Below are 26,976 nucleotides of genomic sequence, written 5' to 3'. Positions count from 1 at the left end.
GACGACTTGTGAATGAGTCGACATTTGCTCCCGGGGGTGGTCAACCAGGAACGTCTGTACGGGACCAGGGTCCCGTGGGGCTCGAGGCCGTCGGCTCGGTCGCTGTCCGCACCTTCGAAGCCCGGCAGAGCCCCCAGCCGACACAGCCAGCACCCCAGAGCATGGATGGCCATCACGTGAACGCCATGGCCGGCGACCGGAGTGGCGATAACACCCACACCCACCTCGCCGACTACGAGGAACTGCCCCAGGGGCACTTCTACGACCCCGACGCCGAGTACGAGCCCGATCCGGAGTACGCGGCCACGCTCGCGCCCGACGCGGCCCGCCAGCGCCGCGAGCGCATCGGCCCCACGGGACGCCCGCTGCCGTACTTCCCGATCCCCGGCCCGCTGACCGACCACGGTCCCGCGAAGATCATCGCGATGTGCAACCAGAAGGGCGGCGTCGGCAAGACGACGTCGACCATCAACCTGGGCGCGGCCCTCGCGGAGTACGGACGCCGGGTCCTGCTCGTCGACTTCGACCCGCAGGGCGCCCTCTCCGTGGGCCTCGGGGTCAACCCGATGGAGCTGGACCTCACGGTCTACAACCTCCTCATGGAGCGCGGCATGGCCGCGGACGAGGTGCTCCTGAAGACGGCGGTCCCGAACATGGACCTGCTGCCCAGCAACATCGACCTGTCCGCGGCCGAGGTCCAGCTGGTGAGCGAGGTCGCGCGCGAGTCCACGCTGCAGCGCGCCCTCAAGCCGCTGATGCAGGACTACGACTACATCGTGATCGACTGTCAGCCCTCGCTCGGCCTGCTCACCGTGAACGCCCTCACGGCGGCCCACAAGGTGATAGTGCCGCTCGAGTGCGAGTTCTTCGCGCTGCGCGGTGTGGCCCTCCTGACGGAGACCATCGAGAAGGTCCAGGAGCGGCTCAACCCCGACCTGGAGCTCGACGGCATCCTCGCGACCATGTACGACTCCCGCACGGTGCACAGCCGTGAGGTGCTCGCGCGCGTGGTCGAGGCCTTCGACGACCACGTCTACCACACGGTCATCGGACGCACGGTCCGCTTCCCGGAGACCACGGTCGCCGGCGAGCCGATCACGACGTACGCCTCCAACTCGGTCGGCGCGGCCGCCTATCGCCAGCTCGCCAGGGAGGTGCTCGCCCGGTGTCACGCCGAGTGAGTCTGCCCGGGGCCGACGAACTGTTCCGTACGACCGGGGGGATGGCGCTGCAGTCCTCGTCCCCGCGCCGCCAGGCGAACGGCGAGGCGAAGGTGCCCGCTCCGGCGGGCGAGAGCGACGAGACGGCCGCCTCGGCCGAGGAGACGGCGGCGCAGGGTGACGGCGGTGACCCCGCCGAACACGCGGCCACCGACGCGGAGTCCGGCTCCGGCGAGTCCCGCAGCCGTACCGCGGGCGACGCCGAGAAGGGCGCCGGACGCCGTTCCCCGGGGGCGCAGGAAGGTTCGGCCGCCCAGGGCGGCGCCAAGTCCGGCTCCTCGACCGCGCAGGCGCGGCGGCGGGCGCGGGCGGCCAACCGGCGGCCCAGCGGGCGCGAGCGGCACGACGAGAAGATCACCGTGTACGTCTCCGCCGAAGAGCTGATGGACCTCGAACACGCGCGGCTCGTGCTGCGCGGCGAGCACGGGCTCGCGGTCGACCGCGGGCGCATCGTGCGGGAGGCCGTCGCGGTCGTCCTCGCCGATCTGGAGTCCCGCGGGGACGCGAGCATTCTCGTACGACGGCTTCGCGGGCGGTAGGGGTAGCGTTTCTGGCCTCATGGCCTCGAACAGTGAATCCGCACCGCCCGCCGCTCGGCGCCGCGCCCTGGGGCGCGGGCCCGGGGCGGATCCCGAGGAGCAGCCCCCCGTCGAACAGCCTTCTGTCGAGCAGCCTCCCGTCGAGCGGGCCCCGGAGCCCGAACCCGCCGAGCCCGCCGAAGCCGGCGACGGGCGGTTCAAGGTTCGGCTCGCGAACTTCGAAGGGCCCTTCGATCTGCTGCTCCAGCTGATCTCGAAGCACAAGCTGGACGTCACCGAGGTCGCCCTGTCGAAGGTGACCGACGAGTTCATGGCGCACATCCGGGCCATGGGGGCCGACTGGGACCTGGACCAGACGACCGAGTTCCTGGTCGTCGCCGCCACCCTGCTCGACCTCAAGGCGGCGCGGCTGCTGCCCACCGCCGAGGTCGAGGACGAGGCCGACCTGGCGCTCCTCGAAGCCCGGGACCTGCTCTTCGCGCGGCTGCTGCAGTACCGCGCGTACAAACAGGTCGCGGACATCTTCAGCGGGCGGCTCGACGACGAGGCGCGGCGCTACCCGCGGACCGTGGGTCTTGAGCCGCACCACGCCGAGCTGCTGCCGGAAGTGGTCATCAGCATCGGGGCGGAAGGATTCGCCAAGCTCGCCGTGAAGGCGATGCAGCCCCGCGCGAAGCCGCAGGTGTACGTGGATCACATCCACGCCCCGCTGGTCTCCGTGCAGGAGCAGGCGGGGCTCGTCATCGCCCGGCTCCGGGAGGAGGGCGAGACCAGCTTCCGGGTGCTCGTGGCGGACGCGGGGGACACCCTCACGGTCGTCGCCCGCTTCCTGGCCCTCCTGGAGCTCTACCGCGAGAAGGCCGTCGCCCTGGACCAGGAGGACCCGCTGGGCGAGCTGATGGTGCGGTGGACCGGCGGGGACGGTGCCGAGGAGCCGACCGTGACCGACGAGTTCGACCGGGCACCCGAACCGATGGAGGACAAGGCGTGAGCGAGCACCCCGCGGGGGCGGCCGGCGTCGCGGACCTGGAGCTGCGCCCCGCGCTGGAAGCCGTTCTGATGGTCGTCGACGAGCCGGCCACCGAGGAGCACCTGGCGAAGGTCCTGCAGCGGCCCAGGCGGGCCGTCGCCGACGCGCTGCGGGAGCTCGCCGACGAGTACACCGTGCAGAAGCGGGGCTTCGAGCTGCGGCTCGTGGCCGGCGGGTGGCGGTTCTACACCCGGCCCGAGTACGCCGCCGCCGTGGAGGGCTTCGTACTCGACGGGCAGCAGGCGCGGCTCACCCAGGCGGCCCTGGAGACCCTCGCGGTCGTCGCGTACCGCCAGCCGGTCAGCCGTTCCAGGGTCTCCGCGGTGCGCGGTGTGAACTGTGACGGCGTGATGCGCACCCTCCTCCAGAGGGGTCTGGTGGAGGAGGCGGGCGCGGAACCCGAAACAGGTGCGATCCTGTACAGGACGACGAACTACTTTTTGGAGCGGATGGGCCTGCGCGGCCTGGACGAGCTCCCGGAGCTCGCGCCCTTCCTCCCCGAGGCGGACGCGATCGAAGGGGAGACGCAGGAAGGCGTTCCGTCGTTCGACCCGGACGCACCCGATGCGCCGGGGTACGGGTACACCCAGGAAACAGCCGACTAACGGAACTTTTGATGCGAAGCAGCAGCGGCAGGAACAGCAGCGGAAACAACGGCGGGAGCCGTGGTGGCAACAGCGGCGGCCGCGGCGGGAACGGCGGCGGACGCGGTAATTTCCGCGGCGCCGGCAACAACCGCGACGACAAGCAGGGCGGCAGCGGCCGCCCGAAGAAGCCGCGTCCGGAGGAGCGGCGCTACGACGTAGGCGCCGACGGCACGCACAACGGTCCGAAGTCGGGCCGTGGCGCCTCGGCGCGCGGCGGCGCCAAGGGCGGCCCCAAGCAGGGCCAGGGCAGCGGGCGGGGGCGCTGGGCTCCGGCCACCTCCCGCGAGTACGACGCGCGGGCCGAGGAGCGCAACCGCGAGCGGTACGCGGGCAAGAAGGACGTCAAGCTCCCGAAGACCTTCCCCGGCGCCGAGCAGGAGGGCGAGCGCCTGCAGAAGGTGCTCGCGCGCGCGGGCTACGGCTCGCGCCGTGCCTGTGAGGAGCTCGTCGAGGAGGCCCGCGTCGAGGTCAACGGCGAGATCGTCGTGGAGCAGGGCATGCGCGTCGACCCCGAGAAGGACGAGATCAAGGTCGACGGCCTGACCGTGGCCACGCAGTCGTACCAGTTCTTCGCGCTGAACAAGCCCGCCGGTGTCGTCTCCACCATGGAGGACACCGAGGGCCGCCAGTGCCTGGGCGACTACGTGACCAACCGCGAGACGCGGCTGTTCCACGTGGGGCGGCTCGACACCGAGACCGAGGGTGTCATCCTGCTCACCAACCACGGCGAGCTGGCGCACCGCCTGACCCACCCGAAGTACGGCGTGAAGAAGGTCTACCTCGCGCACATCGTCGGCCCGATCCCGCGTGACCTGGGCAAGCAGCTCAAGGACGGCATCCAGCTGGAGGACGGGTACGCCCGCGCGGACCACTTCCGCGTCGTCGAGCAGACCGGCAAGAACTACCTCGTCGAGGTCACCCTCCACGAGGGCCGCAAGCACATCGTGCGGCGCATGCTCGCCGAGGCCGGCTTCCCGGTCGACAAGCTGGTGCGGGTGGCCTTCGGGCCGATCACCCTGGGCGACCAGAAGTCCGGCTGGCTGCGGCGGCTGTCCAACACGGAGGTCGGCATGCTGATGCAGGAGGTCGACCTGTAGGCCTGTAGGCCTCGCGGAATCCCTTGCCCGAACCACCCCCCTCTCTTTATAGTCGACTGGACCATAAAGAGAGGGGGGTGGTCGTGCATGCAGGGATACGACAAGTACGCCTTCGAGCCCTTCGCCGTCACCGTGGACCTCGCGGTGTTCACCGTCCGCGACGGCGCGCTGCACGTGCTGCTCGTCGAGCGCGGCGAGGAGCCGTACGCGGGGCGCTGGGCGCTGCCCGGCGGATTCGTGCTCCCCGAGGAGTCGGCGGAGCAGGCCGCGGGGCGGGAGCTCGCCGAGGAGACCGGGATCGCGGACGTCACACGGCTGCACCTGGAGCAGGTCCGCACCTACAGCGATCCGGACCGCGACCCGCGCATGCGGGTCGTCTCCATCGCCTTCGCGGCGCTCGTGCCGGACCCGCCCGAGGTGCGGGGCGGCGGTGACGCCGCCCGCGCCGCCTGGCTGCCGTACACCCCGGCGACGTACCGGCCGCTCGCCTTCGACCACGACCGGATCCTCGCCGACGCCCACGACCGGGTCGGCGCCAAACTCGAGTACACCGGACTCGCCACCGCCTTCTGCGCGCCCGAGTTCACCCTCGGCGAGCTGCGCCAGGTCTACGAGGCGGTGTGGGGCGCCGAGCTCGACCCCGCCAACTTCCGGCGCAAGGTGGTCGGCACCGCCGGGCTCGTCGAGGCCGTCCCCGGCGCCGCGCGGCTGACCGGCGGGCGCGGGAAGCCCGCCGCCCTCTTCAGGGCCGGCACCGCCACCGCCCTGCACCCGCCGCTGCTCCGCCCCGCTCCGGAAGGACGCCCCTCATGAAGCGTGCCGCCACGGGATCCCTCATGGGTCTCGCCCTCGGGGACGCACTCGGCTTCCCGACGGAGTTCAACGACGTGCCGTCGATCCTCGCCAAGTGCGGGCCCTGGCGCGAGATGGAGCTGCCGAAGCCCGCGTTCATCACGGACGACACCCAGATGACGCTCGCGCTGGGCCGCGGGCTGCGCACCGCCATGGACCGTGGGCTCCTCGGCCCGAAGCGGTTGGAGCGGCCGCTGCGCGAGGAGTTCGTCGACTGGTACCAGTCGCCGGAGAACAACCGCGCGCCCGGCAACACCTGCCTGAAGGCCTGCTACCTCCTCAAGACCGGCAAGCCGTGGGAGGAGGCGAGCCAGGTGCACTCCAAGGGCTGCGGCGCCAACATGCGCGTCGCGCCGCTCGGCCTCGCCCCCGGCCTGACCGACGAACAGCGGGCCGGCGCCGCCCAGTTGCAGTCCGCGCTCACCCACGGCCACCCGACGGCCCTCGCCGCCTCCGACCTCACCGCCCACGCCGTACGGCTGCTCGCCGAGGGCGCCGAGCCGACCGGACTCGTCGGACTGCTGCGCTCGTACGCGTACGACAACCGCGAGACGTACCACGAGCGCTGGCTCGGCGAGCTGTGGACGCGCGGCGGCGACGCGACGCCCCGGGCGTACATCGCGCGCGGCTGGGACGAGTGCCTCGGCGCCCTCGAGCGGCTCCGGGCCGCGCTGCGCTCACCCTCGCCCGAGACCGACCCGTGCCTCGCCACCGGCGAGGGCTGGATCGCCGAAGAGGCGCTCGCCACGGGGCTGCTGTGCTTCCTGATGTTCGTCGACGAGCCGGTCACCGCGCTGCGCAGGGCCGCCTGCACGTCGGGTGACTCGGACTCGATCGCCTGCCTGGCCGGTGCCTTCGCCGGGGCCCACCTCGGCGCGGCCGCCTGGCCCGCCGAGTGGACCGGGAGGATCGAGCACGGGCCCGAACTCCAGGAGTTCGGGACGCTCTGGGACGCTTGAGGGATGACTGTGGACCTGGGCCCCGACCTGGACATCGACCTCACCTCCGTCGTCACCGAGCAGGCCGATCCGCTGCTCTTCGCGACGGAGTCCCACCAGGTCGGCCACCGGCAGCAGGTGCACCTTGCGCCGGTCCACGTCGGAGTCCCGTGACGGAAAGCCGTAGGGGTGCGCTCCGGAGTGGAGCAGCTGCTCTCCCCGCTGGTCGTGCACACCACCGACGCGCACGCGGAGCTCGTCGCGCTCGCGCCGGCCGTGCTCACCGCCCGCCACGCCCACCACTACCGGGGATTCGCCACGACCCAGTGGCGGCTCTTCGAGAAGAACGGTGAGCTCAAGCCGCTGCTCTACACGTTCCGGGTGCTCCTCACCGGCATCCACCTGATGAGGAGCGGTGAGGTGGTCGCCCACCTGCCGACGCTGCTCAGGGAAGTGGCGGCCGCCCCCGCGTACCTGCCGGAGCTCATCGCCGCCAAGAGCGAGGCCGAGCACGGCGGCGCCGACGTGGAGCACGCGCGCGTGGGCGCCGATGTGGAGCGGCTGCACGGCCTCCTCGACGAGGCGCAGGCCGGCTCAGCCCTGCCCGGTGTCCACGCGGCGTACGACGCCCTGCACGACCTCGTCGTCCGCGTTCGGCTCCAAGGGGTTCAGGGCTGAGGCCCGGCGTGTGCGGAACAGGAAGTCGGCGATCCGATCCCGGTCGGGGGCGGCCGGGAGCGGGCTGCGCGTGCCGGCGTCGGCCGACTCGGTGGCGAGGCGGTTCATCCAGGACTCGACCTCCGGCCAGGACACTTCACCCCGCTTCACCGCGAGCAGCGGCTCGCGGTGGTCGCCGACGTCGATCGTCAGCTCGCCGGTGCGCAGCAGGTCGCGGCAGGAGATCAGGAGCCGGAGCAGGTGCATGGCGTGCTTCCAGCGCGGGGCGCCGTGCGTGCGGACGTCCGCTTCCAGCTTCTTGCGCTGGCCGAGGGCGTAGCGCGCGAAGGTGTCGTGGGCCTGGCGGGAGAGGAACGCGTCACGCAGGGAGAGCAGTTCGCGGCCGGTGTCCGTGAGGTGCTCCACGAGCGGGGAGTGCAGGCACTCCAGGACGTTCGGGTTGGCGCGCAGGGCCAGCTCGCAGAAGCGCTCCAGCTCCCAGCTGAACTGCTCCTCGGCGGGTCCTTCGACGTGCGTCGGCGGCTTCTCGAAACGCCAGAACAGGGGCGTGGGGGCCAGGAAGACGCCCCGGCGGTCGGTGTCGCTGCCGTCCGTGGCCAGGCCGAAGGCGCGCGAACCCATCACGCAGGAGTAGACCGTGTGGTCGCGTACCAGGTCCTGAGGGTGCATGCAGGGGAGCGTACGTTCCGCCCCTAGCCCAGCGTGATCGAATTACCGGTGACCGTGATCTTCTCCTCGGGCAGCGGGCGCGGGGCGGGGCCGTCCGCGACCGAGGCGTCGGCGACCCGGTACTTGCTGCCGTGACAGGCACAGTTGATCGTGCCGTCCGCGACCTCCGAGACGAGGCAGCCGGAGTGGGTGCAGACCGCCGAGAAGGCCTTGAACGTGCCGCTCTCGGGCTGCGTCACGACGACCTTCCGGTCCTTGACGATCTTGCCGCCGCCCACCGGGACCTCGGAGGTCCTCGCCAGTTCGGGGCCCGGGGCCGGCTTCCCGCCGGGCGACTTCGTGGCGGGCGTGTCGCCGCCCGGCGCGGTGGACTCGGGCGGCGGCGCCTCCTGGGCCCCCTCGTCGCCGTACTTGCTGCACCCCGCCACGCCCGCCGCCAGCGTCACCGCGCCCGCCGCGAGGACCGTCCGACGCGGCGCCCGCCCGCTCATGCCGTCACCCCGAACGTGCGGAAGAACCACAGCGCCGACGTCAGCCAGATCCCCGTGAGAGCCGCGAAGACCACCCCCGCGACCACCGGCAGCAGCGGGCCCGGCAGCCGCTCCGAGCGGAGCAGCAGCATCTTGGCGCTGAACGCCCCGTAGAAGAAGCAGCCGAGCAGCGAGTGCCACAGCACGCGGGTCGAGTACGTCTGGTAGCCGAGCGCGTAGAGGCAGTGCACCGCCACGGGGACGGAGACCAGGAACGCGATCCGGCCCGACCAGCGGTGCAGCCCCGCCGACCACGAGGGCCCCGGGAGCCGCCCATACAGCATCAGCGCCGACCCGACCTGGAGCAGCGCGAAGGCGAACGCTCCCGTGCCCAGCCAGGACTTGACCGCGCTCGTGCTGCTGAACCCGGCCAGGTTGAAGGCGGTGCCCGCCGGGTCGTGCGCCTTGCCGTACGCGCCGAGACCGACCGCCACGGCCGCCGCGACCAGCGCGGGCACGACGTAGCGGGCGGCGCTCGGCCTGCGGTGGCCGCCCGCGCCCGGGGGCACGGGGAAGCCGCCCTGGGTGGGGGTGTTCGGGTCGACGCTCATGCGGCTCCCTCTGCGTCGGTGCGGGGCGTTACGGCTTCATGGCGTCACGGGGCGGGCGGTGACGGTGTCGCCGTCGACCAGGACAGCGCCGGTGCGCGGGTCGAGGCGTGGGGCCTTCGCGGGCTTGCCGTCGCGCTTGACGATGCCGACCTGGCTGCCGTCGGGCAGGACGATCCAGCCGCCGTCCACCTTCGCGCCGCGCACCTCGGTCGTGGCGCGGTACAGCCCGGACGGCTTGACGGCCTTGCCGGCGGTGAACTTCCAGGTCTCTTCGCCGATGTCGACGGTGCCGCGGACCTTCTTGCCGGTGATCCGGCCGTCCAGCTTCGCGCCGTGCTTGCCGGTGAGCCGCATCGAGCCGTCGTCCTCGACGTTCCCCTTGAGCCAGGACTCCGTGTCCCGGCCGTCGCAGAAGTACGCCACGGCTTTGCCGTCGCGCATCGAGACGGACACCGCGGAGGTGTCGTCGTCGGTGCGGCCCGCGTAGTCGGCGTTCGGCGGCGGCGTCCCGACCGGCTTGCCGGTGGGTTCCGCGGGCGTCGACGTGTCCTTCGTGGGGGAGGACGTCGTGGTGCCGGATGCGTCCCCTCCGTACGACGCGCCACCCGTCTCCGTCGTCGCGTTGAGCGACAGCATGAACAGGGCGAGCAGCAGCCCGCAGAGAAGGGTGAGGAGCGGACCCGAACGGTTCATGCGAGCCTCCCCCGAGGCGGGGCACCTGCCGACCCCCCATGCAAGCGGACCCCGGCCCCGGCGTCCAGGGCTGCACACCCCCGATCGGCCCAGGGGGCGGCAAGGGGCGATTCACGCGGCATCGGCGCGCTGGATAGGCTTGCCCCGCATCTATTGCACGCGCAATAGAAGAAGAGGTGGTGACGTGGCGGTACGAGCGGTCCGGGGCGCCGTCCAGCTGGAGAGGGACGCGGCCGATCACATGGCCGAGCAGGTCGGCGCGCTGCTCACCGCCGTCATCGAGCGGAACGGGCTGACCCCGGAGGACCTCATCAGCATCTGGTTCACCGCCACGCCCGACCTGCACTCCGACTTCCCGGCGGCAGCCGCCCGCGGCCTCGGCATCGGCCTCGCCGACGTGCCGCTGATCTGCGCCCAGGAAATGGACGTCGATGGTGCCATGCCCCGCGTCGTCCGCGTCCTCGCCCACATCGACACCGACCGGCCACGGTCCGGGATCACGCACGTGTACCTCGGCGCCGCCGCCGCACTCCGCAAGGACATCGCCCAGTGAGAACCGCCCTCGTCATCGGCACCGGCCTGATCGGCACGTCCGCGGCCCTGGCCCTCGCCTCCCGAGGCGTCGCCGTGCACCTCGCCGACCACGACCCGGAGCAGGCCCGCACCGCGGCCGCGCTCGGCGCCGGTACGGACGAGGCGCCCGAGGGCCCCGTCGACCTCTGCGTCGTCGCCGTGCCGCCCGCGCACGTCGCGGGCACGCTGGCCGACGTCATGCGGCGCGGCGTCGCGCGCGGCTACCTCGACGTGGCGAGCGTGAAGGGCGGCCCGCGCCGCGAGCTCGAGGCGCTCGGCCTCGACCTGACCCCGTACATCGGCACGCATCCCATGTCGGGGCGCGAGCGCAGCGGCCCGCTGGCCGCCACCGCCGACCTCTTCGAGGGCCGGCCCTGGGTGCTGACCCCGACCCGGGACACCGACACCGAGGTGCTCAACCTCGCCCTGGAGCTCGTCGCCTTCTGCCGGGCCGTGCCGGTCGTCATGGAGGCCGACGCCCACGACCACGCCGTCGCGCTCGTCTCGCACATGCCGCACCTGGTCTCCAGCATGGTCGCGGCCCGCCTGGAGAACGCCGACGAGTCGGCGGTCAGGCTCTGCGGCCAGGGCATCAGGGACGTCACGCGGATCGCCGCCTCCGACCCGCGGATGTGGATCGACATCCTCTCCGCCAACCCCGGCCCGGTCGCCGATCTGCTCGCCGACGTCGCCGCCGACCTGGAGGAGACGGTCACGGCGCTGCGCGCGCTGCAGTCCGCGGACGGCGCGAAGCGGTCCGAGGGCGCGGCCGGCGTCGAGAGCATGCTGCGGCGCGGCAACGCGGGCCAGACCCGGGTGCCCGGCAAGCACGGGGCGGCCCCGGCGGCGTACGAGATCGTCGCGGTGCTCATCGACGACAAGGCGGGCCAGCTGGCCCGGATCTTCGCCGACGCCGACTGGGCGGGGGTCAACATCGAGGACGTCCGCATCGAACACGCGACCGGGCAGCAGGCGGGTCTGGTGCAGCTGATGGTCGAGCCGGCGTCCGCGCCCGTGCTGAGCGCGGCGCTGCGGGAGCGGGGCTGGTCGATCAGGCAGTAAGGGTACGCAGTAGGGGCCGGGCCCGGGCGTTCTCCGCAGGGGCTGTCGGGGCAGGGTGTGCGAGCCAGTAACCTTGTCCGGGGCGCGGTCGCGCCCGATTCCCTGGCCCGCGTACAGCGAAAGGTGCCCACCGCCCCGTGGAAACAGCCGAAACCGCCGCCCCGGCAGCCGTGATCGTCGCCATCGACGGACCGTCCGGCACGGGCAAGTCGAGCACCTCGAAGGCCGTCGCCGCCCAGCTCGGTCTCAGCTACCTGGACACCGGCGCCCAGTACCGGGCCATCACGTGGTGGATGGTGCACCACGGGATCGACCTCACCGACCCGACCGCCATCGCCGCCGTCGCGGGCAAGCCCGAGATCGTCTCCGGCACCGACCCGGCCGCCCCGACCATCACGGTCGACGGCACGGACGTCGCGGGCCCGATCCGCACCACCGACGTCACCTCCAAGGTCAGCGCGGTCAGCGCCGTCCCCGAGGTGCGCACCCGCATCACGGAGCTGCAGCGCACCATCGCGGTGTCGGCGGAGAAGGGCATCGTCGTCGAGGGCCGTGACATCGGTACGACCGTGCTGCCCGACGCCGACCTGAAGATCTTCCTCACCGCGTCGCCCGAGGCGCGCGCCGCCCGCCGCTCCGGCGAGCTCAAGGGCGCCGACGTCAAGGCGACCCAGGAGGCCCTGATCAAGCGGGACGCGGCCGACTCCAGCCGCAAGACGTCCCCGCTGGCCAAGGCCGACGACGCCGTCGAGGTCGACACCACCGAACTCACGCTCCAGCAGGTCATCGAGTGCGTCGTCACCCTTGTCGAGGAGAAGCGGGCGGCCAAGTGACAGAAGGTGCTTCCGAGCGCGGCGCCGAGGTCGGCCGCCGGATCGGCGTCGGCCTCATGTACGGCTTGTTCAAGCCGCGCGTGCTCGGCGCCTGGCGGGTGCCCGTCAGCGGCCCGGTCATCCTGGCCGTCAACCACTCGCACAACGTCGACGGCCCGATGGTCATGGGCGTCGCGCCCCGGCCCACGCACTTCCTGATCAAGAAGGAAGCGTTCATCGGACCGCTCGGCCCCTTCCTGCACGGCATCGGCCAGCTGGAGGTGGACCGCTCGGTCGCCGACCGCACGGCGATCACCCGCGCCCTGGGCGTGCTGGAGCAGGGCGGTGTCCTCGGCATCTTCCCGGAGGGCACCCGGGGGGACGGTGACTTCGCGTCGCTGCGGGCCGGCCTCGCGTACTTCGCGGTGCGGGCGGGCGCCCCGATCGTGCCGGTCGCGGTGCTGGGAAGCACCGAGCGTCCCGGACGGTTGATAAAGCAGCTGCCGCCGCTGCGCAGCCGGGTCGACGTCGTCTTCGGCGACCCCTTCGACGCGGGTGACGGAAGCGGGCGGCGCACCCGGAAGGCGCTGGACGAGGCGACCGTGCGCATCCAGGAGCGGCTCACCGCCCACCTGGAAAACGCCAGGCGCCTCACCGGGCGCTGAGCGAGACTTATCAGTAGTGCCCCGGCCCGACAGGCAGGACGGTGCACCGATCACCACGATGAACGACGAGGTACGGACTTCATGAACGACCAGATCCAGCCCGCGGGCGACGGCTCCGCCGAGCACGACCACGGGGCGCTCGGCGACGCCGAGTACGCACAGTTCATGGAGCTCGCCGCCGAAGAGGGCTTCGACATCGAGGACGTCGAAGGCGCCATCGAGGAGGCGGGCCACGGCCCGCTGCCCGTCCTCGCCGTGATCGGCCGCCCCAATGTCGGCAAGTCGACCCTGGTGAACCGCATCATCGGCCGCCGCGAGGCCGTCGTGGAGGACCGCCCCGGCGTGACCCGCGACCGCGTCACCTATGAGGCCGAATGGGCTGGCCGCCGCTTCAAGCTCGTCGACACCGGCGGCTGGGAGCAGGACGTGCTCGGCATCGACGCGTCCGTCGCCGCCCAGGCCGAGTACGCGATCGAGGCCGCGGACGCCGTGGTCTTCGTCGTCGACGCCACGGTCGGCGCCACCGACACCGACGAGGCGGTCGTCCGCCTCCTTCGCAAGGCCGGCAAGCCCGTCGTGCTCTGCGCCAACAAGGTCGACGGCCCGTCCGGCGAGGCCGACGCCACCGCCCTGTGGGCCCTCGGCCTCGGCGAGCCGCACCCCGTCTCCGCGCTGCACGGCCGCGGCACCGGCGACATGCTGGACGCCGTCCTGGAGGCGCTGCCCGAGGCGCCCGAGCAGACCTTCGGCACGGCCATCGGAGGACCGCGCCGCATCGCGCTCATCGGCCGGCCGAACGTCGGCAAGTCCTCGCTGCTCAACAAGGTGGCGAACGAGGACCGCGTGGTCGTCAACGAGCTCGCGGGCACCACCCGCGACCCGGTCGACGAGCTCATCGAACTGGGCGGCATCACCTGGAAGTTCGTCGACACGGCGGGCATCCGCAAGCGTGTCCACCTCCAGCAGGGCGCCGACTACTACGCCTCGCTGCGCACGGCGGCCGCCGTCGAGAAGGCGGAGGTCGCGGTGATCCTCATCGACGCCTCCGAGACCATCTCGGTCCAGGACCAGCGCATCGTGACGATGGCCGTCGAGGCGGGCCGCGCGATCGTCGTCGCGTACAACAAGTGGGACACCCTCGACGAGGAGCGCCGCTACTACCTGGAGCGGGAGATCGAGACCGAGCTCGGCCAGGTCGCCTGGGCGCCGCGGGTGAACGTCTCGGCGACCACCGGGCGCCACATGGAGAAGCTGGTCCCGGCGATCGAGACGGCCCTGGAGGGCTGGGAGACGCGCGTCCCGACCGGCCGCCTGAACGCGTTCCTGGGCGAGATCGTCGCCTCGCACCCGCACCCGGTCCGCGGCGGCAAGCAGCCCCGCATCCTCTTCGGCACGCAGGCGGGCACCAAGCCGCCGCGGTTCGTCTTCTTCGCGTCGGGCTTCATCGAGGCGGGCTACCGCCGCTTCCTGGAGCGCCGCCTGCGCGAGGAGTTCGGCTTCGAGGGGACGCCGATCCATATCTCGGTGCGCGTGCGCGAGAAGCGCGGCCGCAAGAAGTAGCGCCGCCCGCGGGCGCGTCGATACGTGCGAAATGCCCGGCCCCCCGTCGTGGGGAGGCCGGGCATTCGGCTGTCCGGGGTGCCCGGCTCAGTGCTCGCGGCGCGGTCCCGGCGGCAGGGCCGCGGGGAACTGGTAGTGGCCCGTGGCGTAGTGGTCCTGCTGGCCGTAGCGGGCCACCTGGAACTGGCCGTAGGAGCTGTGGCGCGGTTCGTGCCGTCCGTCGCCGCGGTGCTGGCCGCCGTACGGCCCCGAGCCGAAAGCGGTGAACCCCAGGTCCTCCTCGCCGGACCGGTCGCCCGGCAGGGCCCGGAAGGACCTGAGGTACTCCGAGTACAGCCTGTCGTAGATGGGTGTGGCCGAGTGGCTGCCCGCGGCGTCCGGCGCGGTGCGCATGGACGGGATGGGGCTCTGGTACGCCGGCCGGTGACGGGAGGGGTCGTATGGGTGCACGACTGTGCCAACGAAACCACCGCCCTACGGATGCGGGGGCCGCGCCGCTTTCCCCGGTCCGGCAGGGGTGTGACCGGCACTTTCGGGGTTCGGAGCGGCCCTCCGGGTACTCCTCATGGAGGTACTGCTCGACCGATGTCCGGACGCTCAGGTCCCGGCGAGCGGCATGGTGGCCGCGACGAGCCGGCCGTGTGTCGCCGCCTTGTCGAGGGCGGCCCGCAGCATGTCCTCGCGCGGCTGCCTGCCGATGGAGCCGACGGGCGCCGCGAAGAGCAGCACGGTCTGCGTCTTGTTGGCCGCGGTCCGCCAGTCCTCGGTGACCTGGAGCGGGTGGTGCGCCTGCCACCAGGCGACCGGGGAGCCGCCCCCGGTGCCGGGCTGCAGGACGGCGTGCAGCTGGCCCATGGCGAGCAGCACCGACCAGCCGGGCAGCGCGGGTGGCGGGGAGTCGAGCGAGGTCACCGGCATGAAGCCCTGCTCGATGAGGAGCGGCAGGAAGTCGTCGCCGCCGCCCGGCGCGGCGCCGGGGCGGGCGATGGGGCCGGTCGGCTCGACGACGAGCGCGGGGCGCAGCTCGCCCTCGATCAGGACGAGGCCGCTGGTCACACCGAGGACGGCCTGGCTCGGCGCCGCGTCGGACACCGCCTGCGAGGCCGCCTGCGAGGCCGCTTCGGACGCCGCTCCGCCGTCGTCACCGGTGATCGACCGCACGGCACCCTGCAGCTGCTCCTCGGAGACCGTGACGATCTGGGAGGGCAGGCAGCTGGAGTGGGCGAAGGCGAGCACGGCGGTCTCGTCGCCGACGAACAGGACCGTGCTGGTGCGCTCCTGTTCGGCGTCGCCCGGGGTGCGGCAGGACGTGCAGTCGTAACTGCCCGGGGTGTTGTCTCCGGCCAGCAGCCGGTCGGCTTCTTCGTCGCCGATCTCGGCGCGTACCTCGTCGCTGAGGTCGAGCATGCGCGGCACGGGTGGCTCCTCGGGATCGTCTTCTGGGGTGCATGGGGAAGGTGTGCCGAGCCGGACGCCGTCCGGCTCATAAGAAGACAACGCCGGATCAGTGGCGCAAGTCACGCGCGAAGGCGAACGGAATCGAACCATCCGCAGCGGAGGGTGAAGCGCGCGGCGGAATCCGTCACTCCGCGCCAACAGGTGCTGGGGGCAAGGAAGTTGGGCCGGTGAGCTGAGTCACAGATCGACAGGGCGAGTGGTCGACAAATCGTGATATCGGCCTATGAAGTGGGTGGCCGGAACTCGCTGATACCGCAGGTAACGCGCAACTGGCCTGGAATGACAAGGACTTGGTTGATACCGGGCGAGGGGACTCCTAGATTCCACCGCCGTGTGCAGCGAGCACCGCTCGGGTACGTCCGCCGGTCGCACCAGCCAGCTCGAGCACGAACACCGGCGGGCGGGGCCGGCCGGACCCCGATCGCCGGATGCGTGAGGGGCTCGTACGGCCAGGGGGAGCCCGGGTCCTCCGAGAGGGAAATACATGTCCGCACGTCCCAGGAACACGCGCACCAAGGCAGTGATCGGAGGGGCCGCACTCCTGGCCCCGCTGGGCCTGCTCGCCGCGACCGGCCAGGCCGGCGCGGCCGACAGCGGAGTGTGGGACCGCATCGCACGGTGCGAGAGCGGCGGAAACTGGCAGATCAACACGGGCAACGGCTACTACGGCGGGCTGCAGTTCTCCGCCGGCACGTGGCGTGCCTTCGGCGGTGGGGCCTACGCGCCGACCGCCGACAGGGCGTCGAAGGCGCAGCAGATCGCGGTCGCCACCAAGGTCCAGCGCGCGCAGGGCTGGGGTGCGTGGCCCACCTGTGCGGCCCGGGCGGGCGCGTACGGCAGCGCGCCGTCCGCCGCGGCCCCGGTCCCGAAGGCCGCGAAGCCGGCGCCGAAGGCCGTGCAGCAGCGACCCGGTGAGGTACCCGGCCGGACCGACCAGGGGGCATCGCGGGGTGCTTCCGGCAACTACACCGTCCAGCAGGGCGACACCCTGAGCCGCATCGCGGCCCGCCACGGCACCGGCTGGCAGCGGCTCTACGCCACCAACCGGCAGGTCATCGGCGGTGACCCGGACGTGATCGTGCCGGGTCAGCGGCTGAGCGTCTGATCCGATAGTCCGACCGGGTGGGGTCGGCTCCGCGGCGGCGCGGCATCGCCGGGGCCCGTCGCGGAGCTGCCTAGCGTGCAGCGATGCACCCGAAGTTGACCAAGCATGTCCAGTCCGTGTCCCTGGTCCTCGGCGCGGTCCTGGCGGCGGTGACGCTGCCGTCGGCCGCCGCGTCCGCGGCTCCGCCGTCGCATCCACCGTCGCGGCCGGGCGCCGCTGCCACGACGTACGACTGTTCCGCGGCCAAGGGGCGGTGGCACTGCCTCGCCGAGTGCGAGAGCAACGGCCGATGGCAGACCAACACGGGCAACGGCTTCTACGGCGGACTGCAGTTCCGGCAGCCCACCTGGGAGGCGTTCGGCGGCCTCAAGTACGCGCCGCGCGCCGACCTCGCCACCAAGGAAGAGCAGATCAAGGTCGCCGAGAAGGTGGTGCGCATCCAGGGCTGGGGCGCCTGGCCCGCCTGCTCCAAGAAGGTGGGCATGGAGCGGTTCGGCCGCCGCGTCCACACGGTGCGGACGGGGGACACGCTGAGCTCGATCGCCCGGCGGTACCAGGTGGCCGGGGGCTGGCCCGCCCTGTACAAGGCCAACCGCGACACGGTCGGCGGCAGTCCCGACCGGATCGGCGTGGGCGCCGTGCTCGTCATTCCGGGGCGCGCCGCGTCCGGGCGGGCCTGAGCGTCCCCGGCTCTCCGCCGAACTCCGCCGCCTCGCCGCTGAACACGACCGCGCCCCGGCGCAGTTCGTGGACGACCGCCGTCCGGCCCGTGCTCTCGCGCAAGGCGGGCGGCAGGCGCTGCTCGGCCAGGACCACACACGCGTCCAGGCCGGTCAGGAGGGCGTACGTGCGTGCCGCGACGGCGGGTGACATGCCTTGTGCCGGCTCGTCGGCGAGGACCACATCGACGCCCGGGAGCAGCGCCCGGGTCAGGGCCAGCATGCGCTGTTCGCCTCCCGAGAGGGTGCCCGCGCGGCGGCGCAGCAGCGGGCGCAGCTCGGGGTAGGCGTCCAGCGCGCGCGTGAAGTCGCCCGCGGGGTACGAGAGTCGGAGGTTCTCCGCGACGGTGAGCGAGGCGAACACCGCCCGGCGGTCCGGTATGAAGCACACGCCGTTCGCCGCCCGCTCGTGGGCCGGCCTGCGCGTGATGTCCCGTCCGTCGCGGACGACCGCGCCCGAGGTGAGGGCGACCGTGCCGGCCAGGGCGCGCAGGGCCGTGGTGCGGCCGGCGCCGTTGCGGCCCAGGAGGACGGTGAGGGCGGCGGCGGGCGCGGCGAGGGTGACGCCGTGCAGGGCCTCCAGGGGGCCGTAGTGGACGCGGGCCGCTCGCAGTCCGATGCCTCCGCGCATTCAGCGGACCTCCTCCAGGGCCTGGCCGGCGGTGCCCGTGGTCACGATGCGGCCCGCCGCCATCACGTGCACGGTGCCGGCGAGGCCCGCCACGAGGTCGAGGTCGTGCTCGACCACGAGGAGCGCCGTGCCGTCGGCGGCGAGGGCGCGCAACAGGGTGGCCAGCGCCGCCACTTCCGACTCGTCCAGTCCGGCGGCCGGCTCGTCCAGAAGCAGGGTGTGGGGGTCGCCCGCGAGGGCTCTCGCCAGTTCCGTGCGCCGGAGGGTGCCGGTGGGGAGGCCGGCGGCGGGGTGGGCGCCGAGAGGCGTGAGGTCCAGGAGGCGGAGGGCGTGAGCGGTGGCCCGGGGGTGTTGGCCGGTTCTGTCCGCGCCCACCTGGACGTTCTCCGCGATCGTCAGTGACGGGAAGACCGCCGGCTGCTGGAAGGTGCGGGCCAGGCCGGTGCGGGTGCGGGCGTGCGCGGGCAGCGCGGTGATGTCGCGCGGGCCGAGGGTGACGCGTCCGGAGACGGGGCGGAGCGTGCCGGCCAGGCAGTGGAAGAGGGTGCTCTTGCCCGCGCCGTTGGGCCCCACGATCGCGGTGATGTGGCCCGGGGCGACGGTGAGGGTCACGTCGTCGAGGGCCTTGAAGCCGTCGTAGGTGACGGTGAGGTGGTGGGCGGCCAGTGTGGTGTCCGGGCGATCGCCCGCGCGCGCCGTCCGGGTGAGGGCCCGAGTCGTCCGCCGGTGGGTCGGCGGCTGCGGGGTTGTGGGGGTGGTCTTCTTCTCGTTCGCGGCGGGGCGTGGGGGAGTGCGGCTCGGGATACGTGGGGGAGTGCGGCTCGCGGGGTCGTCCGCGCGCGCGGCCTGGGTGGAGTGCGAAGTCGTGGAGGCGTCTGCGCGGTCCGTGTGGGTGGGGTGCGGGGCCGCGGGGGTGTCTGCGCGGTCCGTGTGGGTGGGGTGCGGGGTCGCGGGGGTGCCTGCGTGGTCCGTGTGGGTGGGGTGCGGGGCCGCGGGGGTGCCTGCGCGGTCGCCGTCCCTGCGGCCGGGTCCCACTGCTTCGGCTCCGTCGGCGTTGGCTCGGTGCTGTGCTCGCGGAAACCCCCACGTACCCTCCCGTGGGGCCGGCGGCCGCGGGACGGTGGCGCTTCCCGTGCCTGCCAGCAGCTCGCGGGCCGCCCGGCCCGCGGGGGTGAGGCGCGGGGTGCGGCGGAGTCTGCGGGTGGCCGCGTGCAGTGCCTCGTACGGGCCGCCCGGGAAGCGGCCGATCAGGACGGCCAGGAAGCCGATCACGGCCGCCGCCATGCCGCCTTGCGTCCCCGCGTCCAGGCCGACCAGGAGCGCTGCCGCCGCCAGCGCGCCGAGGACGCTGTCCGAGCCCAGGACCACGATCGCGGCGAACCAGAGGAGCCCGCGCACGGGGTCGTACGCGCCCGCGTCGAACGCCCGGTGGCCCATGGCGAGCATGCCGCCGCCGAGTGCGGCCAGCGCCGCCCCGGTGACGAACGCGGCGAGTTTCAGCGCGGGGACCGGCACCCCGGCGGCCGACGCGCCCGCCTCGTGGTCCCGCATCGCCGCGAGGGCCCGGCCCGTGCGGCCCCGGCGCAGCGCGGTGACGAGCAGCAACGCCCCGGCCAACAGGGCGAGTTCGAGGACGTAGTACGCGCGGTCGCCCGTGAAGCCCGCGGGGCGGTCCAGGGTCAGGCCCGCCGTCGCGTACGGCTGGGTGAAGACGAAGCGGCTGACGCCCACGCCGACCGCGAACGTCGCCAGGGCGAGCGCCAGGCCGTGGCGGCTGATCGCGGGCCACCCGGTGAGCAGGCCGAGGGGCGCGACGAGGAGGACCGCGACGGCCAGGGCGGGCAGGTGCGGGAGTTCGGGGAGACCGGGGAAGCGGCCCGCCGTGAGGAGCGCCGTGAAGAGGGCGCCCAGGCCCGCGTACGCCGCCTGGCCCAGGGAGATCTGGCCGCCGCGGCCCGTGACGATCACCAGCGAGAGGAGGATCACCGCGAGGGCCGGGACCCGCACCGACGTCGTGAGGTCGCTGCCCGCGAAGCCCAGCGGGATGAGGAAGAGGACCGCCGCCACGATCCAGGCGCCGGGGGGTGTGGGGACGCGGGCCGTCGCCGTGCGGGGGAGGGCGTCCCGGGAGCCGATGCCGGGCAGGACGAGGGCCGCGATGAGCAGGGCGATCACGAAGAGGTTCGCGCTCGCCGTCTGGAGGAGCTGTTCCTGCCAGTCCCCTGGGTGCAGGCGCGTCAACTGGCTCTGGGCCACGCCGAGGCCGAGGGCGACGGTCACGGCGACGGGCAGGCTGCGCATGCCGGCCGCCACGGCGACGGCCACCACTTCCATGACCAGCAGGGGCATGCCGTACGGGTCGAGACGTACGTAGGGGGCGAGCAGGACGCCGGTGAGGCCCGCCGTGAAGGAGCCGAAGGCCCAGCCCGCCGCGGCCACCCGGTCCGCGTCGATGCCGGAGAGCACGGCGAGGCCGCGGTTGTCGACGACCGCGCGCAGCTCGCCGCCGAAGCGGGTCCAGCGGGTCAGCGCGCCCACGGCGGCGGCGAGGGCGACGGCCGTGCCGAGCTGCGCCCACGGGTCGGCGGAGAGGAGTTCGGGCGCGTCGTCGCGGGCGCCGGGGCCCCAGAGGAGCGCCGCTCCGCCGACGAGCAGGACGAAGACGCCGATCGAGGCGACCAGGGTTTGTGCGGGGTCGCCGCCGAGGACCGCCAGGGGGCGGAAGACCGCGCGGTCGAGGAGCAGGCCGATGGCCGGGGCGACGACGAGCAGGGTGACCGCGGCCGCGAGGGGGAGCGGCCAGTGCCAGTCGGCCGTCAACTGGCGCAGGACGTAGGCGCAGAGCATGGCGATCGCGCCGTGCGCGAAGTTGAGGACGCCGGTGGCGCGGTGGGTGACGATCAGGCCGATGCCGGTCAGGGCGGCGGCGCTGCCGACCGAGAGCCCGGCCAGTGTGAGGTCGTAGCTCAGGGACGCCACCGGGTCAGTGCTCCGGCGCCGGTTCGGGGGCGGCGGGCGGGTCGTCGGGCTCCGGGGGACGCGGTGGTTCGCAGATCGGGCAGGGGGCCAGGGCGCCCGCCGCGAGGATCGTGGCGTCCGCGGGGACGGCCGTCGGCTTTCCCTCGGCCAGTGGGCAGTCGGCGCGGTGCCAGAGCGTTCCGCCGGGGACCATGAGGAGCGCGTCGCCGGTCGCCACGGGGGCCGGGGGCCGCTCCCCGGAGAGCGTCGGCTCCGTGGCGACCAGGAGTCCGTACAGCTCCTCGACGCGTGCCGTCGCCAGGGCGCTCCTGCCGTGGGTGAGCAGCACCGCGCCCGCGACGATGAGCGCGGCGCCCGGCACCGTGCAGGAGGCGAGGTACGGCAACTGCCGTTCCGCGAACCGCTCTCCGGAGACGCCGTACCAGCCGATCACGCAGAGCACCGCGCCGCCCGCGAGCGCCGCGAAGGCCGCCCACAGCAGGGGGTGCGCGGCGGGCGAGCGGTCCCGGCCGGACGCCCCGGCCGTCCGAGCTGTCCGATCCGCCCGCATCGAGCCCCCTGGGACACGTCGTCGGTCACGTCAGTGCTGTCGATGGGCTGTCCATGTCAGCCGATGGCTTGCACTATGCCTTCTGGAAGCCGACCCTGAAAGCTCCGGGCCCGCACGGTCCGGACCGACACCCGGTGGTGAGCCAGATGGTTCTCGGGAGCAGCCCAAGGCGGGGGACGTACCGCGGGCGGGGAAGGGCGCGGGGCGCGGCGCTGGCGGCCGCCGCGGTCCTGCTGATCGCACCGGCCGCCGTGGCCTGCGGCGACGACAGCGGGGGCGGGGACGGCGGCACGCCGCCCGAGCCGTCCGTGCAGAAGACCACCGAGTCCCCCGACGACAGCGCGTCCGCGCCCGCCGACCCGGCCGCCGCGGAGGACGAAGTCCGGGAGAACTGGGAGAAGTTCTTCGACCCGAAGGTGTCGCTGAAGGAGAAGGAGACCGTCCTGGAGAACGGCGCCGGGATGCGCGCCGTCCTGAAGAGCTTCAGCGGCGACGAGCGGGGCGAGCAGGTCGCGGCGGAGGTCGGCGAGGTCGAGTTCAACTCCGCCACCGAGGCCGACGTGACGTACGCGCTGACGCTGAAGGGCGCCACCGCGCTGCCCGACGCCTCCGGGACCGCCGTCGACGAGGACGGCACCTGGAAGGTGTCCGTCAAGACCCTCTGCGCCCTGGTGAAGCTGAGCGGGAATGCGTCGCCCGGTCCGGGCTGCTGAGGTTCTGTGTGCCGTCGCCCTCCTGGTGGCGTGTGCCGCCTGTGGGAGCCGGCTGCCCGAGAGCGACTTCGAGCGGCGCGCCACCGGGTCCGCCCCTGCGGGCGGGGCGCCGGTCAGGGTCGGCATCATCACCAGCGCGACCAGTCCGGTCGGCGGCGCCGCGTTCACCGGGCCGCGGGACGGCGCCAAGGCCTACTTCGACCGGCTGAACGCGCGCGGCGGCATCGCGGGACGCCGGGTCGAGGTGCGCACCTGCGACGACGGCGGCAGCGGCGTCGGCAACAACGACTGCGTGCGCAAGCTGGTCGAGGAGCAGCACGTGGTCGCGCTCGTCGCCACGTCCTCGCTGGACTACGCGGGCGCGGCACGCGTGTCACGCGCGCGCGTGCCCGACATCGGCGGCCAGCCCATCGGCGCCGCGTACGACACGTATCCGCATCTGTACGGGATCTACGGCAGCCTCGCCCCGCGGAACGGGAAGCCGGGCTGGGACGGCGAGCTGTACGGCGGGACCGAGGTCTACCGCTACTTCAAGCGGGAGCACGGCGCGCGGACCGCCGCCGTCGTCTCCTACAACCAGGCAGCGTCCGCCGCGTACGCACGGCTCGTCACCCGGGGCCTGAAGGCCGAGGGGTACGAGGTGGTCACCGAACAGGTCGACTTCGCGCTGCCCAACTTCCGCGCCGCGGCGGCCGATCTGAAGGAGCAGGGCGCCGACCTCGTCTTCGACGCGATGGACACGCACGGCAACGTCCAGCTGTGCGAGGCGATGGACGACGTCGGCGCGCGGGTCACCGCCAAGGTCACCAACGTGCAGAACTGGACCTCGGCCGTCGGCGACGACTACAAGGACGCGCCCCGCTGCCGCAACGCCCTGTGGGCCACCGGGTCGAGCAGGAACCACGAGGACACCGGCCACCCGGCGGTACGGGAGTTCCGCGCGGCCATGAAGGGCGAGGCGCTCTCGCAGTGGCAGCTGGAGGGATGGGCCGCCGCGATGTGGTTCACCGACGCGGCGCGGTCCTGCCTGGCCGGGGGCGGCGGTGACGTCACGCGCGCGTGCGTGGACCGCTTCATGGGCCGCGACGAGCCGTACTCCGCGCGGGGACTGCTGGTGCCCGTGACGTTCGAGCGGTGGGCGGAGCCGCCCGCGACGCGCAGGACGTGTGTGTCGGTGGCCCGCTGGCGGGACGGGAAGGGCTGGGTCACCCAGGGCGGCGACATGAACGAGAACTGCTTCGACGTTCCCCAGCTCGCCTACCAGCCTTGATGCGTGAAATCGCGAAAAGGTTCCCATCCTTGGCTTGCGATCAGGCATCTGTTCGGAAACAGGATGGGAATGTCACCCAACCATTGGCCAGGAATCCCCGTCTAACCCTGCGGTAGGCGGACGAGGGGGACTGTCCGCATGGAAGCGCGGAATACGGGGACGCATGCACATCTCTTTCCTGATTCACAACGCGTACGGAATCGGAGGGACGATCCGGACGACGTACAACCTGGCGAACACGCTGGCCCAACAGCATGACGTCGAGGTCGTATCCGTCTTCCGGCACCGCGACGAGCCGGTCTTCGCGCCTGACCAGCGCGTACGGCTGAGCCACCTCGTCGACCTCCGCAAGGGCACCCCCGGCTACGAGGGGGAGGATCCGGAGCACCTGCGCCCCGCCCGGACGTTCCCCGACGCCGAGGGCCGCTACGACCAGTACAGCGCCCTGACCGACCGGCGCATCGCCGCCCACCTCGCGGCCCTCGACTCGGACGTCGTCGTCGGCACCCGGCCCGGCCTCAACGTGCACATCGCGCGCCAGACCGCGCGCGGCCCGCTGCGGGTGGGCCAGGAACACCTCACGCTCGACAGCCACAGCAAGGAACTGCGCCGCCAGTTGCGCAGCGTCTACCCGCGCCTCGACGTCCTGACCACGACGACCGAGGCCGACGCCCGCGCCTACACCCGGAAGATGCGGCTGCCGGGCGTACACGTCCAGGCGGTGCCGAACCCGGTGCCCGCCCCCGGCATAGAGCCCGCCGACGGCACCCACAAGTGGGTCGTCGCGGCAGGCAGGCTCGCACCCGTCAAGCGGTACGACCTGTTGATCAGGGCCTTCGACAAGGTGCGGCGCGAGCGCCCCGACTGGCGGCTGCGGATCTACGGCGGCGGCAAGCAGAAGGAGAAGCTGCGCGCCCTGATCGACGAACTCGGCCTCTACAACCACGTCTTCCTCATGGGCCCCGCGCACCCGATCGAGCCCGAGTGGGCCAAGGGCTCCATCGCCGCCGTCACCTCCAGCCTGGAGTCCTTCGGCATGACGATCGTCGAGGCGATGCGCTGCGGGCTCCCCGTGGTCGCCACCGACTGCCCGCACGGACCCGGCGAGATCATCGACAACGGTGTCGACGGGCGGCTCGTCGAGACGGGCAACGCCGACGCCATAGCGGGCGGACTGCTCGAACTGATCAACAACGACTCGCTCCGGCAGCGGATGGCGGGCGCGGCGCTCCAGGACTCCGAGCGCTTCGACCCGGAGCGCATAGCCGAGCGCTACGACGCGATGTTCTCCGGGATGATCGCCCGCGGGAGCTCGATGGGGGGCCGGATGCGCGGCTCCCTGCACCGCACGAGAGGCGCGCTGCTCGGGGGCGCCTACGCCGTGCGTGATCTCGGCCGCGTACAGACGAAGGGATCGACCGCATGACGGCCTTGGCCACCTCGCAGTCGGCGTCGCACGCCGGGGACGACCACGAGGCGTCGGGTGCACCCCGCGCCGACTGCATCGCCGACTCCGCCGGGGGACTCACCTTCGACGTCACCGACCCCGGCGAGCCCGGCACGGAGGACGCCGCGCACCTGCTGCTGCGCCGCCGCGACGCCGACTCGGCGGAGGACTACGTGCGGCTGCCGCTCTCCCCGTCGGCCGACGGCCGGCTGCGGGCCGCGCTGCCCAGCAGCGTCGAGCTCGCCGAGGGCCGCTGGAACGCGTACGCGCAGGTCGCGGGCGGCGAGCCGCGCCGCCTCATGCCGGGCGTCAACGACCTGCGCTCGCTGGTCGACCGGGCGCCCAGCGGCAGCCGCGGCCACGTCGCGGTGCGCATACCCTACGCCACCAAACAGGGCAACCTCTCGGTGCGCAGCTGGCTGCGCGCGCCGCACGCCGAGGCCGGTGAGATCGACATCACCGACACCGCCATGACCGTGCACGGCCGGGTCTACGGCACCGGGCTCACCGACACCGCGTACGTCGAGGCCGTCCGCCGCGACGAGCCGGACCACGTCCACCGCGCCGAAGTCTCCTTCGAAGGCCCCGAGTTCACCTTCACCCTGCCGTACGGCCCGCTCGCCGGACGCGGCACCGGGCCCTGGGACCTGTGGCTGTGCCCGGCCGGCGAGAGCGGCCCGCGGGTGCGCCTGGCCCGGATACTGGACGACGTCCCGGACAAGAAGGCGATCTTCACGTACCCCGTCGTGAAGTGCGTGACCACGGACCACGGCACGCTCGAGGCGGGCCCGTACTACACGCTCGACAACGACCTGTCCGTGCGGGTCCGCGACGTGGACGCGCGGGAGGGGGGCGGCGGGGAGGGCTGACCCGCCGGGCACAATCACGTCCATGTTGGAGACCTCGGCACGACTGCTCCGCCTGCTCTCGCTGCTGCAGGCCCACCGCGACTGGTCCGGCGCGGACCTCGCGGAGCGGCTCGGCGTCACCCCGCGCACGGTCCGGCGCGACGTGGACCGGCTGCGGGAGCTCGGCTATCCCGTCAACGCCACCCCCGGCACCGGCGGCGGCTACCAGCTCGGTGCGGGGGCCGAGCTGCCGCCGCTGCTCCTCGACGACGACGAGGCGGTCGCGGTCGCCGTCGGCCTGCGCACCGCCGCGGGACAGGGCGTCGAGGGCATCGGCGAGACGTCGGTGCGCGCGCTCTCCAAGCTCGAACAGGTACTGCCGCACAGGCTGCGCCGCCGCGTCGGCGCCCTGCACGCGTACACCGTGCCGATGCTGCGCACCCCGCAGCCGCAGGGCGTCGACCCGGCGGTCCTCACCGAACTCGCCGACCTGTGCCGGGACTCGGAGCGGCTGCGCTTCGACTACCGCGACCACGGCGGCAGTTCGTCCCGCAGGACCGTCGAACCGCACCGCCTGGTCTGCACCGAGCGCCGCTGGTACCTCGTGGCCTGGGACCTCGACCGCGACGACTGGCGCACGTTCCGCGCCGACCGCATCGAGCCGCGGCCGCCGCACGGGCCGCGCTTCGCGCCGCGCACCCCGCCCGCCGAGGATCTCGCCGCGTACGTCTCGAAGGGCGTCTCCACGCGCGCGTACGCCGCCCATGCCGTGGTCCGGCTCCTCGTCCCGCTCGCCGAGGCGGCCCAGCGGATCACGCCCACCGACGGCACCCTGGAGGCCGAGACCGAGGAGAGCTGCCTGCTGCGCACAGGGGCGACGAGCCTGGACGTGATGGTCTTCCACGTGATGTTCATGGGCTTCGAGTTCGAAATCGTCGAGCCCGCCGAGCTCGCCGACCGGGTCAGCTCCCTGCGGGACCTCCTGAGCCGGGCCCTGGACCGGGGTGCTCCGTCTGCGGATCCTGGCGCGGCCGGTCCGTGTCCCGCGCCTCGAACGCCGCGTACTCGGGATGGTGCAGATCGAACGCCGGGGACTCCGAGCGGACCCGGGGCAGCGTGACGAAGTTGTGCCGCGGGGGC

Annotated in this window: 28 protein-coding genes and 1 pseudogene; 20 read left to right on the top strand and 9 right to left on the bottom strand. The window is 73.1% G+C overall.

All coding sequences use genetic code 11. The features are described 5' to 3' along the window. The first annotated feature begins 8 nt into the window (after positions 1 to 8). The 8 genes and pseudogenes from ACI2L3_RS25095 to ACI2L3_RS25060 form a co-directional block, all read left to right on the top strand. A complete protein-coding gene (locus ACI2L3_RS25095) occupies positions 9 to 1,181 on the top strand; it encodes a ParA family protein (RefSeq protein ID WP_404754635.1) in 1,173 nt (390 codons plus the stop codon). After that, the gene (locus ACI2L3_RS25090; RefSeq protein ID WP_404754634.1) at positions 1,166 to 1,759 is read left to right on the top strand and encodes a hypothetical protein; all 594 of its coding nucleotides are present in this window, start codon (positions 1,166 to 1,168) and stop codon (positions 1,757 to 1,759) included. Before ACI2L3_RS25095 ends, ACI2L3_RS25090 begins: the two co-directional genes overlap by 16 nt. 19 nt (positions 1,760 to 1,778) lie before the next feature. Next, on the top strand, positions 1,779 to 2,750 hold the full coding sequence (locus tag ACI2L3_RS25085) for a segregation and condensation protein A (RefSeq protein WP_404754633.1): 972 nt from the start codon (positions 1,779 to 1,781) through the stop codon (positions 2,748 to 2,750). Continuing rightward, positions 2,747 to 3,394, top strand: coding sequence for an SMC-Scp complex subunit ScpB (gene scpB, locus ACI2L3_RS25080; RefSeq protein WP_404754632.1), 648 nt, complete (start codon positions 2,747 to 2,749; stop codon positions 3,392 to 3,394). The genes ACI2L3_RS25085 and scpB overlap by 4 nt, the downstream gene beginning before the upstream one ends. Before the next feature lie 11 nt (positions 3,395 to 3,405). Next, on the top strand, positions 3,406 to 4,533 hold the full coding sequence (locus ACI2L3_RS25075) for a pseudouridine synthase (protein WP_404754631.1): 1,128 nt from the start codon (positions 3,406 to 3,408) through the stop codon (positions 4,531 to 4,533). Positions 4,534 to 4,620: 87 nt separating this feature from the next. Beyond that, positions 4,621 to 5,346: an NUDIX hydrolase gene (locus ACI2L3_RS25070; protein WP_404754630.1), complete on the top strand. Its 726-nt coding sequence runs from the start codon at positions 4,621 to 4,623 to the stop codon at positions 5,344 to 5,346. Further along, a complete protein-coding gene (locus tag ACI2L3_RS25065; protein WP_404754629.1) occupies positions 5,343 to 6,344 on the top strand; it encodes an ADP-ribosylglycohydrolase family protein in 1,002 nt (333 codons plus the stop codon). Before ACI2L3_RS25070 ends, ACI2L3_RS25065 begins: the two co-directional genes overlap by 4 nt. Before the next feature lie 180 nt (positions 6,345 to 6,524). Further along, positions 6,525 to 7,001: pseudogene (locus ACI2L3_RS25060) on the top strand (DNA polymerase beta superfamily protein); the annotation flags it as partial. On the opposite strand, the gene ACI2L3_RS25055 reads toward ACI2L3_RS25060, so the two are convergent. From ACI2L3_RS25055 to ACI2L3_RS25040, 4 genes are read right to left on the bottom strand one after another with little or no spacing between them, the layout of a single operon-like run. Further along, on the bottom strand, positions 6,918 to 7,670 hold the full coding sequence (locus ACI2L3_RS25055) for a DNA polymerase beta superfamily protein (RefSeq protein WP_404754628.1): 753 nt from the start codon (positions 7,668 to 7,670) through the stop codon (positions 6,918 to 6,920). The pseudogene ACI2L3_RS25060 and the gene ACI2L3_RS25055 sit on opposite strands and share 84 nt — an antisense overlap. A 23-nt stretch (positions 7,671 to 7,693) precedes the next feature. Then, a complete protein-coding gene (locus tag ACI2L3_RS25050) occupies positions 7,694 to 8,161 on the bottom strand; it encodes a Rieske (2Fe-2S) protein (protein WP_404754627.1) in 468 nt (155 codons plus the stop codon). After that, positions 8,158 to 8,751, bottom strand: a complete 594-nt coding sequence (locus ACI2L3_RS25045; RefSeq protein WP_404754626.1) for a DUF6529 family protein — start codon at positions 8,749 to 8,751, stop codon at positions 8,158 to 8,160. Before ACI2L3_RS25045 ends, ACI2L3_RS25050 begins: the two co-directional genes overlap by 4 nt. Before the next feature lie 36 nt (positions 8,752 to 8,787). Then, positions 8,788 to 9,444, bottom strand: coding sequence for a hypothetical protein (locus ACI2L3_RS25040; RefSeq protein ID WP_404754625.1), 657 nt, complete (start codon positions 9,442 to 9,444; stop codon positions 8,788 to 8,790). Between the two features lie 184 nt (positions 9,445 to 9,628). Here ACI2L3_RS25040 and aroH point away from each other — a divergent pair, with 184 nt between their 5' ends. The 5 genes from aroH (at position 9,629) to der (ending at position 14,116) form a co-directional block, all read left to right on the top strand. Beyond that, complete coding sequence (gene aroH, locus ACI2L3_RS25035; RefSeq protein WP_404754624.1) at positions 9,629 to 9,997, top strand: chorismate mutase; 369 nt, start codon at positions 9,629 to 9,631, stop codon at positions 9,995 to 9,997. After that, positions 9,994 to 11,079 carry a prephenate dehydrogenase gene (locus ACI2L3_RS25030; RefSeq protein WP_404754623.1) on the top strand — a complete coding sequence of 362 codons (1,086 nt, stop codon included), beginning with the start codon at positions 9,994 to 9,996 and terminating at the stop codon, positions 11,077 to 11,079. The genes aroH and ACI2L3_RS25030 overlap by 4 nt, the downstream gene beginning before the upstream one ends. A gap of 137 nt (positions 11,080 to 11,216) precedes the next feature. Then, positions 11,217 to 11,912: a (d)CMP kinase gene (gene cmk, locus ACI2L3_RS25025; protein WP_404754622.1), complete on the top strand. Its 696-nt coding sequence runs from the start codon at positions 11,217 to 11,219 to the stop codon at positions 11,910 to 11,912. Positions 11,913 to 11,968: 56 nt separating this feature from the next. Continuing rightward, positions 11,969 to 12,556, top strand: coding sequence for a lysophospholipid acyltransferase family protein (locus ACI2L3_RS25020; RefSeq protein ID WP_404754667.1), 588 nt, complete (start codon positions 11,969 to 11,971; stop codon positions 12,554 to 12,556). Positions 12,557 to 12,637: 81 nt separating this feature from the next. Beyond that, positions 12,638 to 14,116: a ribosome biogenesis GTPase Der gene (der, locus tag ACI2L3_RS25015; protein ID WP_404754621.1), complete on the top strand. Its 1,479-nt coding sequence runs from the start codon at positions 12,638 to 12,640 to the stop codon at positions 14,114 to 14,116. Positions 14,117 to 14,203: 87 nt separating this feature from the next. Here der and ACI2L3_RS25010 read toward each other — a convergent pair whose 3' ends face one another. Together ACI2L3_RS25010 and ACI2L3_RS25005 are read right to left on the bottom strand one after the other, a co-directional pair. Next, positions 14,204 to 14,509: a hypothetical protein gene (locus tag ACI2L3_RS25010; protein WP_404754620.1), complete on the bottom strand. Its 306-nt coding sequence runs from the start codon at positions 14,507 to 14,509 to the stop codon at positions 14,204 to 14,206. A gap of 204 nt (positions 14,510 to 14,713) precedes the next feature. Beyond that, entirely contained in the window at positions 14,714 to 15,532 is an 819-nt protein-coding gene (locus ACI2L3_RS25005) for a hypothetical protein (protein WP_404754619.1), read from the bottom strand. 526 nt (positions 15,533 to 16,058) lie between these two features. Here ACI2L3_RS25005 and ACI2L3_RS25000 point away from each other — a divergent pair. After that, positions 16,059 to 16,679: a transglycosylase family protein gene (locus tag ACI2L3_RS25000; RefSeq protein WP_404754618.1), complete on the top strand. Its 621-nt coding sequence runs from the start codon at positions 16,059 to 16,061 to the stop codon at positions 16,677 to 16,679. 83 nt (positions 16,680 to 16,762) lie between these two features. Beyond that, the gene (locus ACI2L3_RS24995) at positions 16,763 to 17,359 is read left to right on the top strand and encodes a transglycosylase family protein (protein ID WP_404754617.1); all 597 of its coding nucleotides are present in this window, start codon (positions 16,763 to 16,765) and stop codon (positions 17,357 to 17,359) included. On the opposite strand, the gene ACI2L3_RS24990 is transcribed toward ACI2L3_RS24995, so the two are convergent. From ACI2L3_RS24990 to ACI2L3_RS24980, 3 genes are read right to left on the bottom strand one after another with little or no spacing between them, the layout of a single operon-like run. After that, entirely contained in the window at positions 17,325 to 18,029 is a 705-nt protein-coding gene (locus ACI2L3_RS24990; protein WP_404754616.1) for an ATP-binding cassette domain-containing protein, read from the bottom strand. The genes ACI2L3_RS24995 and ACI2L3_RS24990 overlap by 35 nt on opposite strands. Further along, positions 18,030 to 21,008, bottom strand: a complete 2,979-nt coding sequence (locus ACI2L3_RS24985) for an ATP-binding cassette domain-containing protein (protein WP_404754615.1) — start codon at positions 21,006 to 21,008, stop codon at positions 18,030 to 18,032. It lies immediately after the preceding gene. A gap of 4 nt (positions 21,009 to 21,012) precedes the next feature. Further along, complete coding sequence (locus tag ACI2L3_RS24980; protein ID WP_404754614.1) at positions 21,013 to 21,558, bottom strand: hypothetical protein; 546 nt, start codon at positions 21,556 to 21,558, stop codon at positions 21,013 to 21,015. A 146-nt stretch (positions 21,559 to 21,704) separates the two neighbouring features. On the opposite strand from ACI2L3_RS24980, the gene ACI2L3_RS24975 reads away from it, so the two are divergent. The 5 genes from ACI2L3_RS24975 (at position 21,705) to ACI2L3_RS24955 (ending at position 26,956) form a co-directional block, all read left to right on the top strand. After that, positions 21,705 to 22,271 carry a hypothetical protein gene (locus ACI2L3_RS24975; protein WP_404754613.1) on the top strand — a complete coding sequence of 189 codons (567 nt, stop codon included), beginning with the start codon at positions 21,705 to 21,707 and terminating at the stop codon, positions 22,269 to 22,271. Beyond that, positions 22,246 to 23,541 carry an ABC transporter substrate-binding protein gene (locus ACI2L3_RS24970; protein WP_404754612.1) on the top strand — a complete coding sequence of 432 codons (1,296 nt, stop codon included), beginning with the start codon at positions 22,246 to 22,248 and terminating at the stop codon, positions 23,539 to 23,541. Before ACI2L3_RS24975 ends, ACI2L3_RS24970 begins: the two co-directional genes overlap by 26 nt. A gap of 163 nt (positions 23,542 to 23,704) precedes the next feature. Next, entirely contained in the window at positions 23,705 to 24,967 is a 1,263-nt protein-coding gene (locus ACI2L3_RS24965; protein WP_404754611.1) for a glycosyltransferase family 4 protein, read from the top strand. Beyond that, on the top strand, positions 24,964 to 25,857 hold the full coding sequence (locus tag ACI2L3_RS24960) for a hypothetical protein (protein WP_404754610.1): 894 nt from the start codon (positions 24,964 to 24,966) through the stop codon (positions 25,855 to 25,857). The genes ACI2L3_RS24965 and ACI2L3_RS24960 overlap by 4 nt, the downstream gene beginning before the upstream one ends. A 22-nt stretch (positions 25,858 to 25,879) precedes the next feature. Then, positions 25,880 to 26,956: a helix-turn-helix transcriptional regulator gene (locus ACI2L3_RS24955; protein ID WP_404754609.1), complete on the top strand. Its 1,077-nt coding sequence runs from the start codon at positions 25,880 to 25,882 to the stop codon at positions 26,954 to 26,956. Positions 26,957 to 26,976: the final 20 nt, after the last annotated feature.

Source organism: Streptomyces sp. NPDC029674 (assembly GCF_044903205.1).
In the GTDB taxonomy this organism is placed as follows: Bacteria; Actinomycetota; Actinomycetes; order Streptomycetales; family Streptomycetaceae; genus Streptomyces.
Note: the sequence above shows the minus strand (reverse complement) of the source record. Positions and strands in the feature narration are given on the sequence as shown.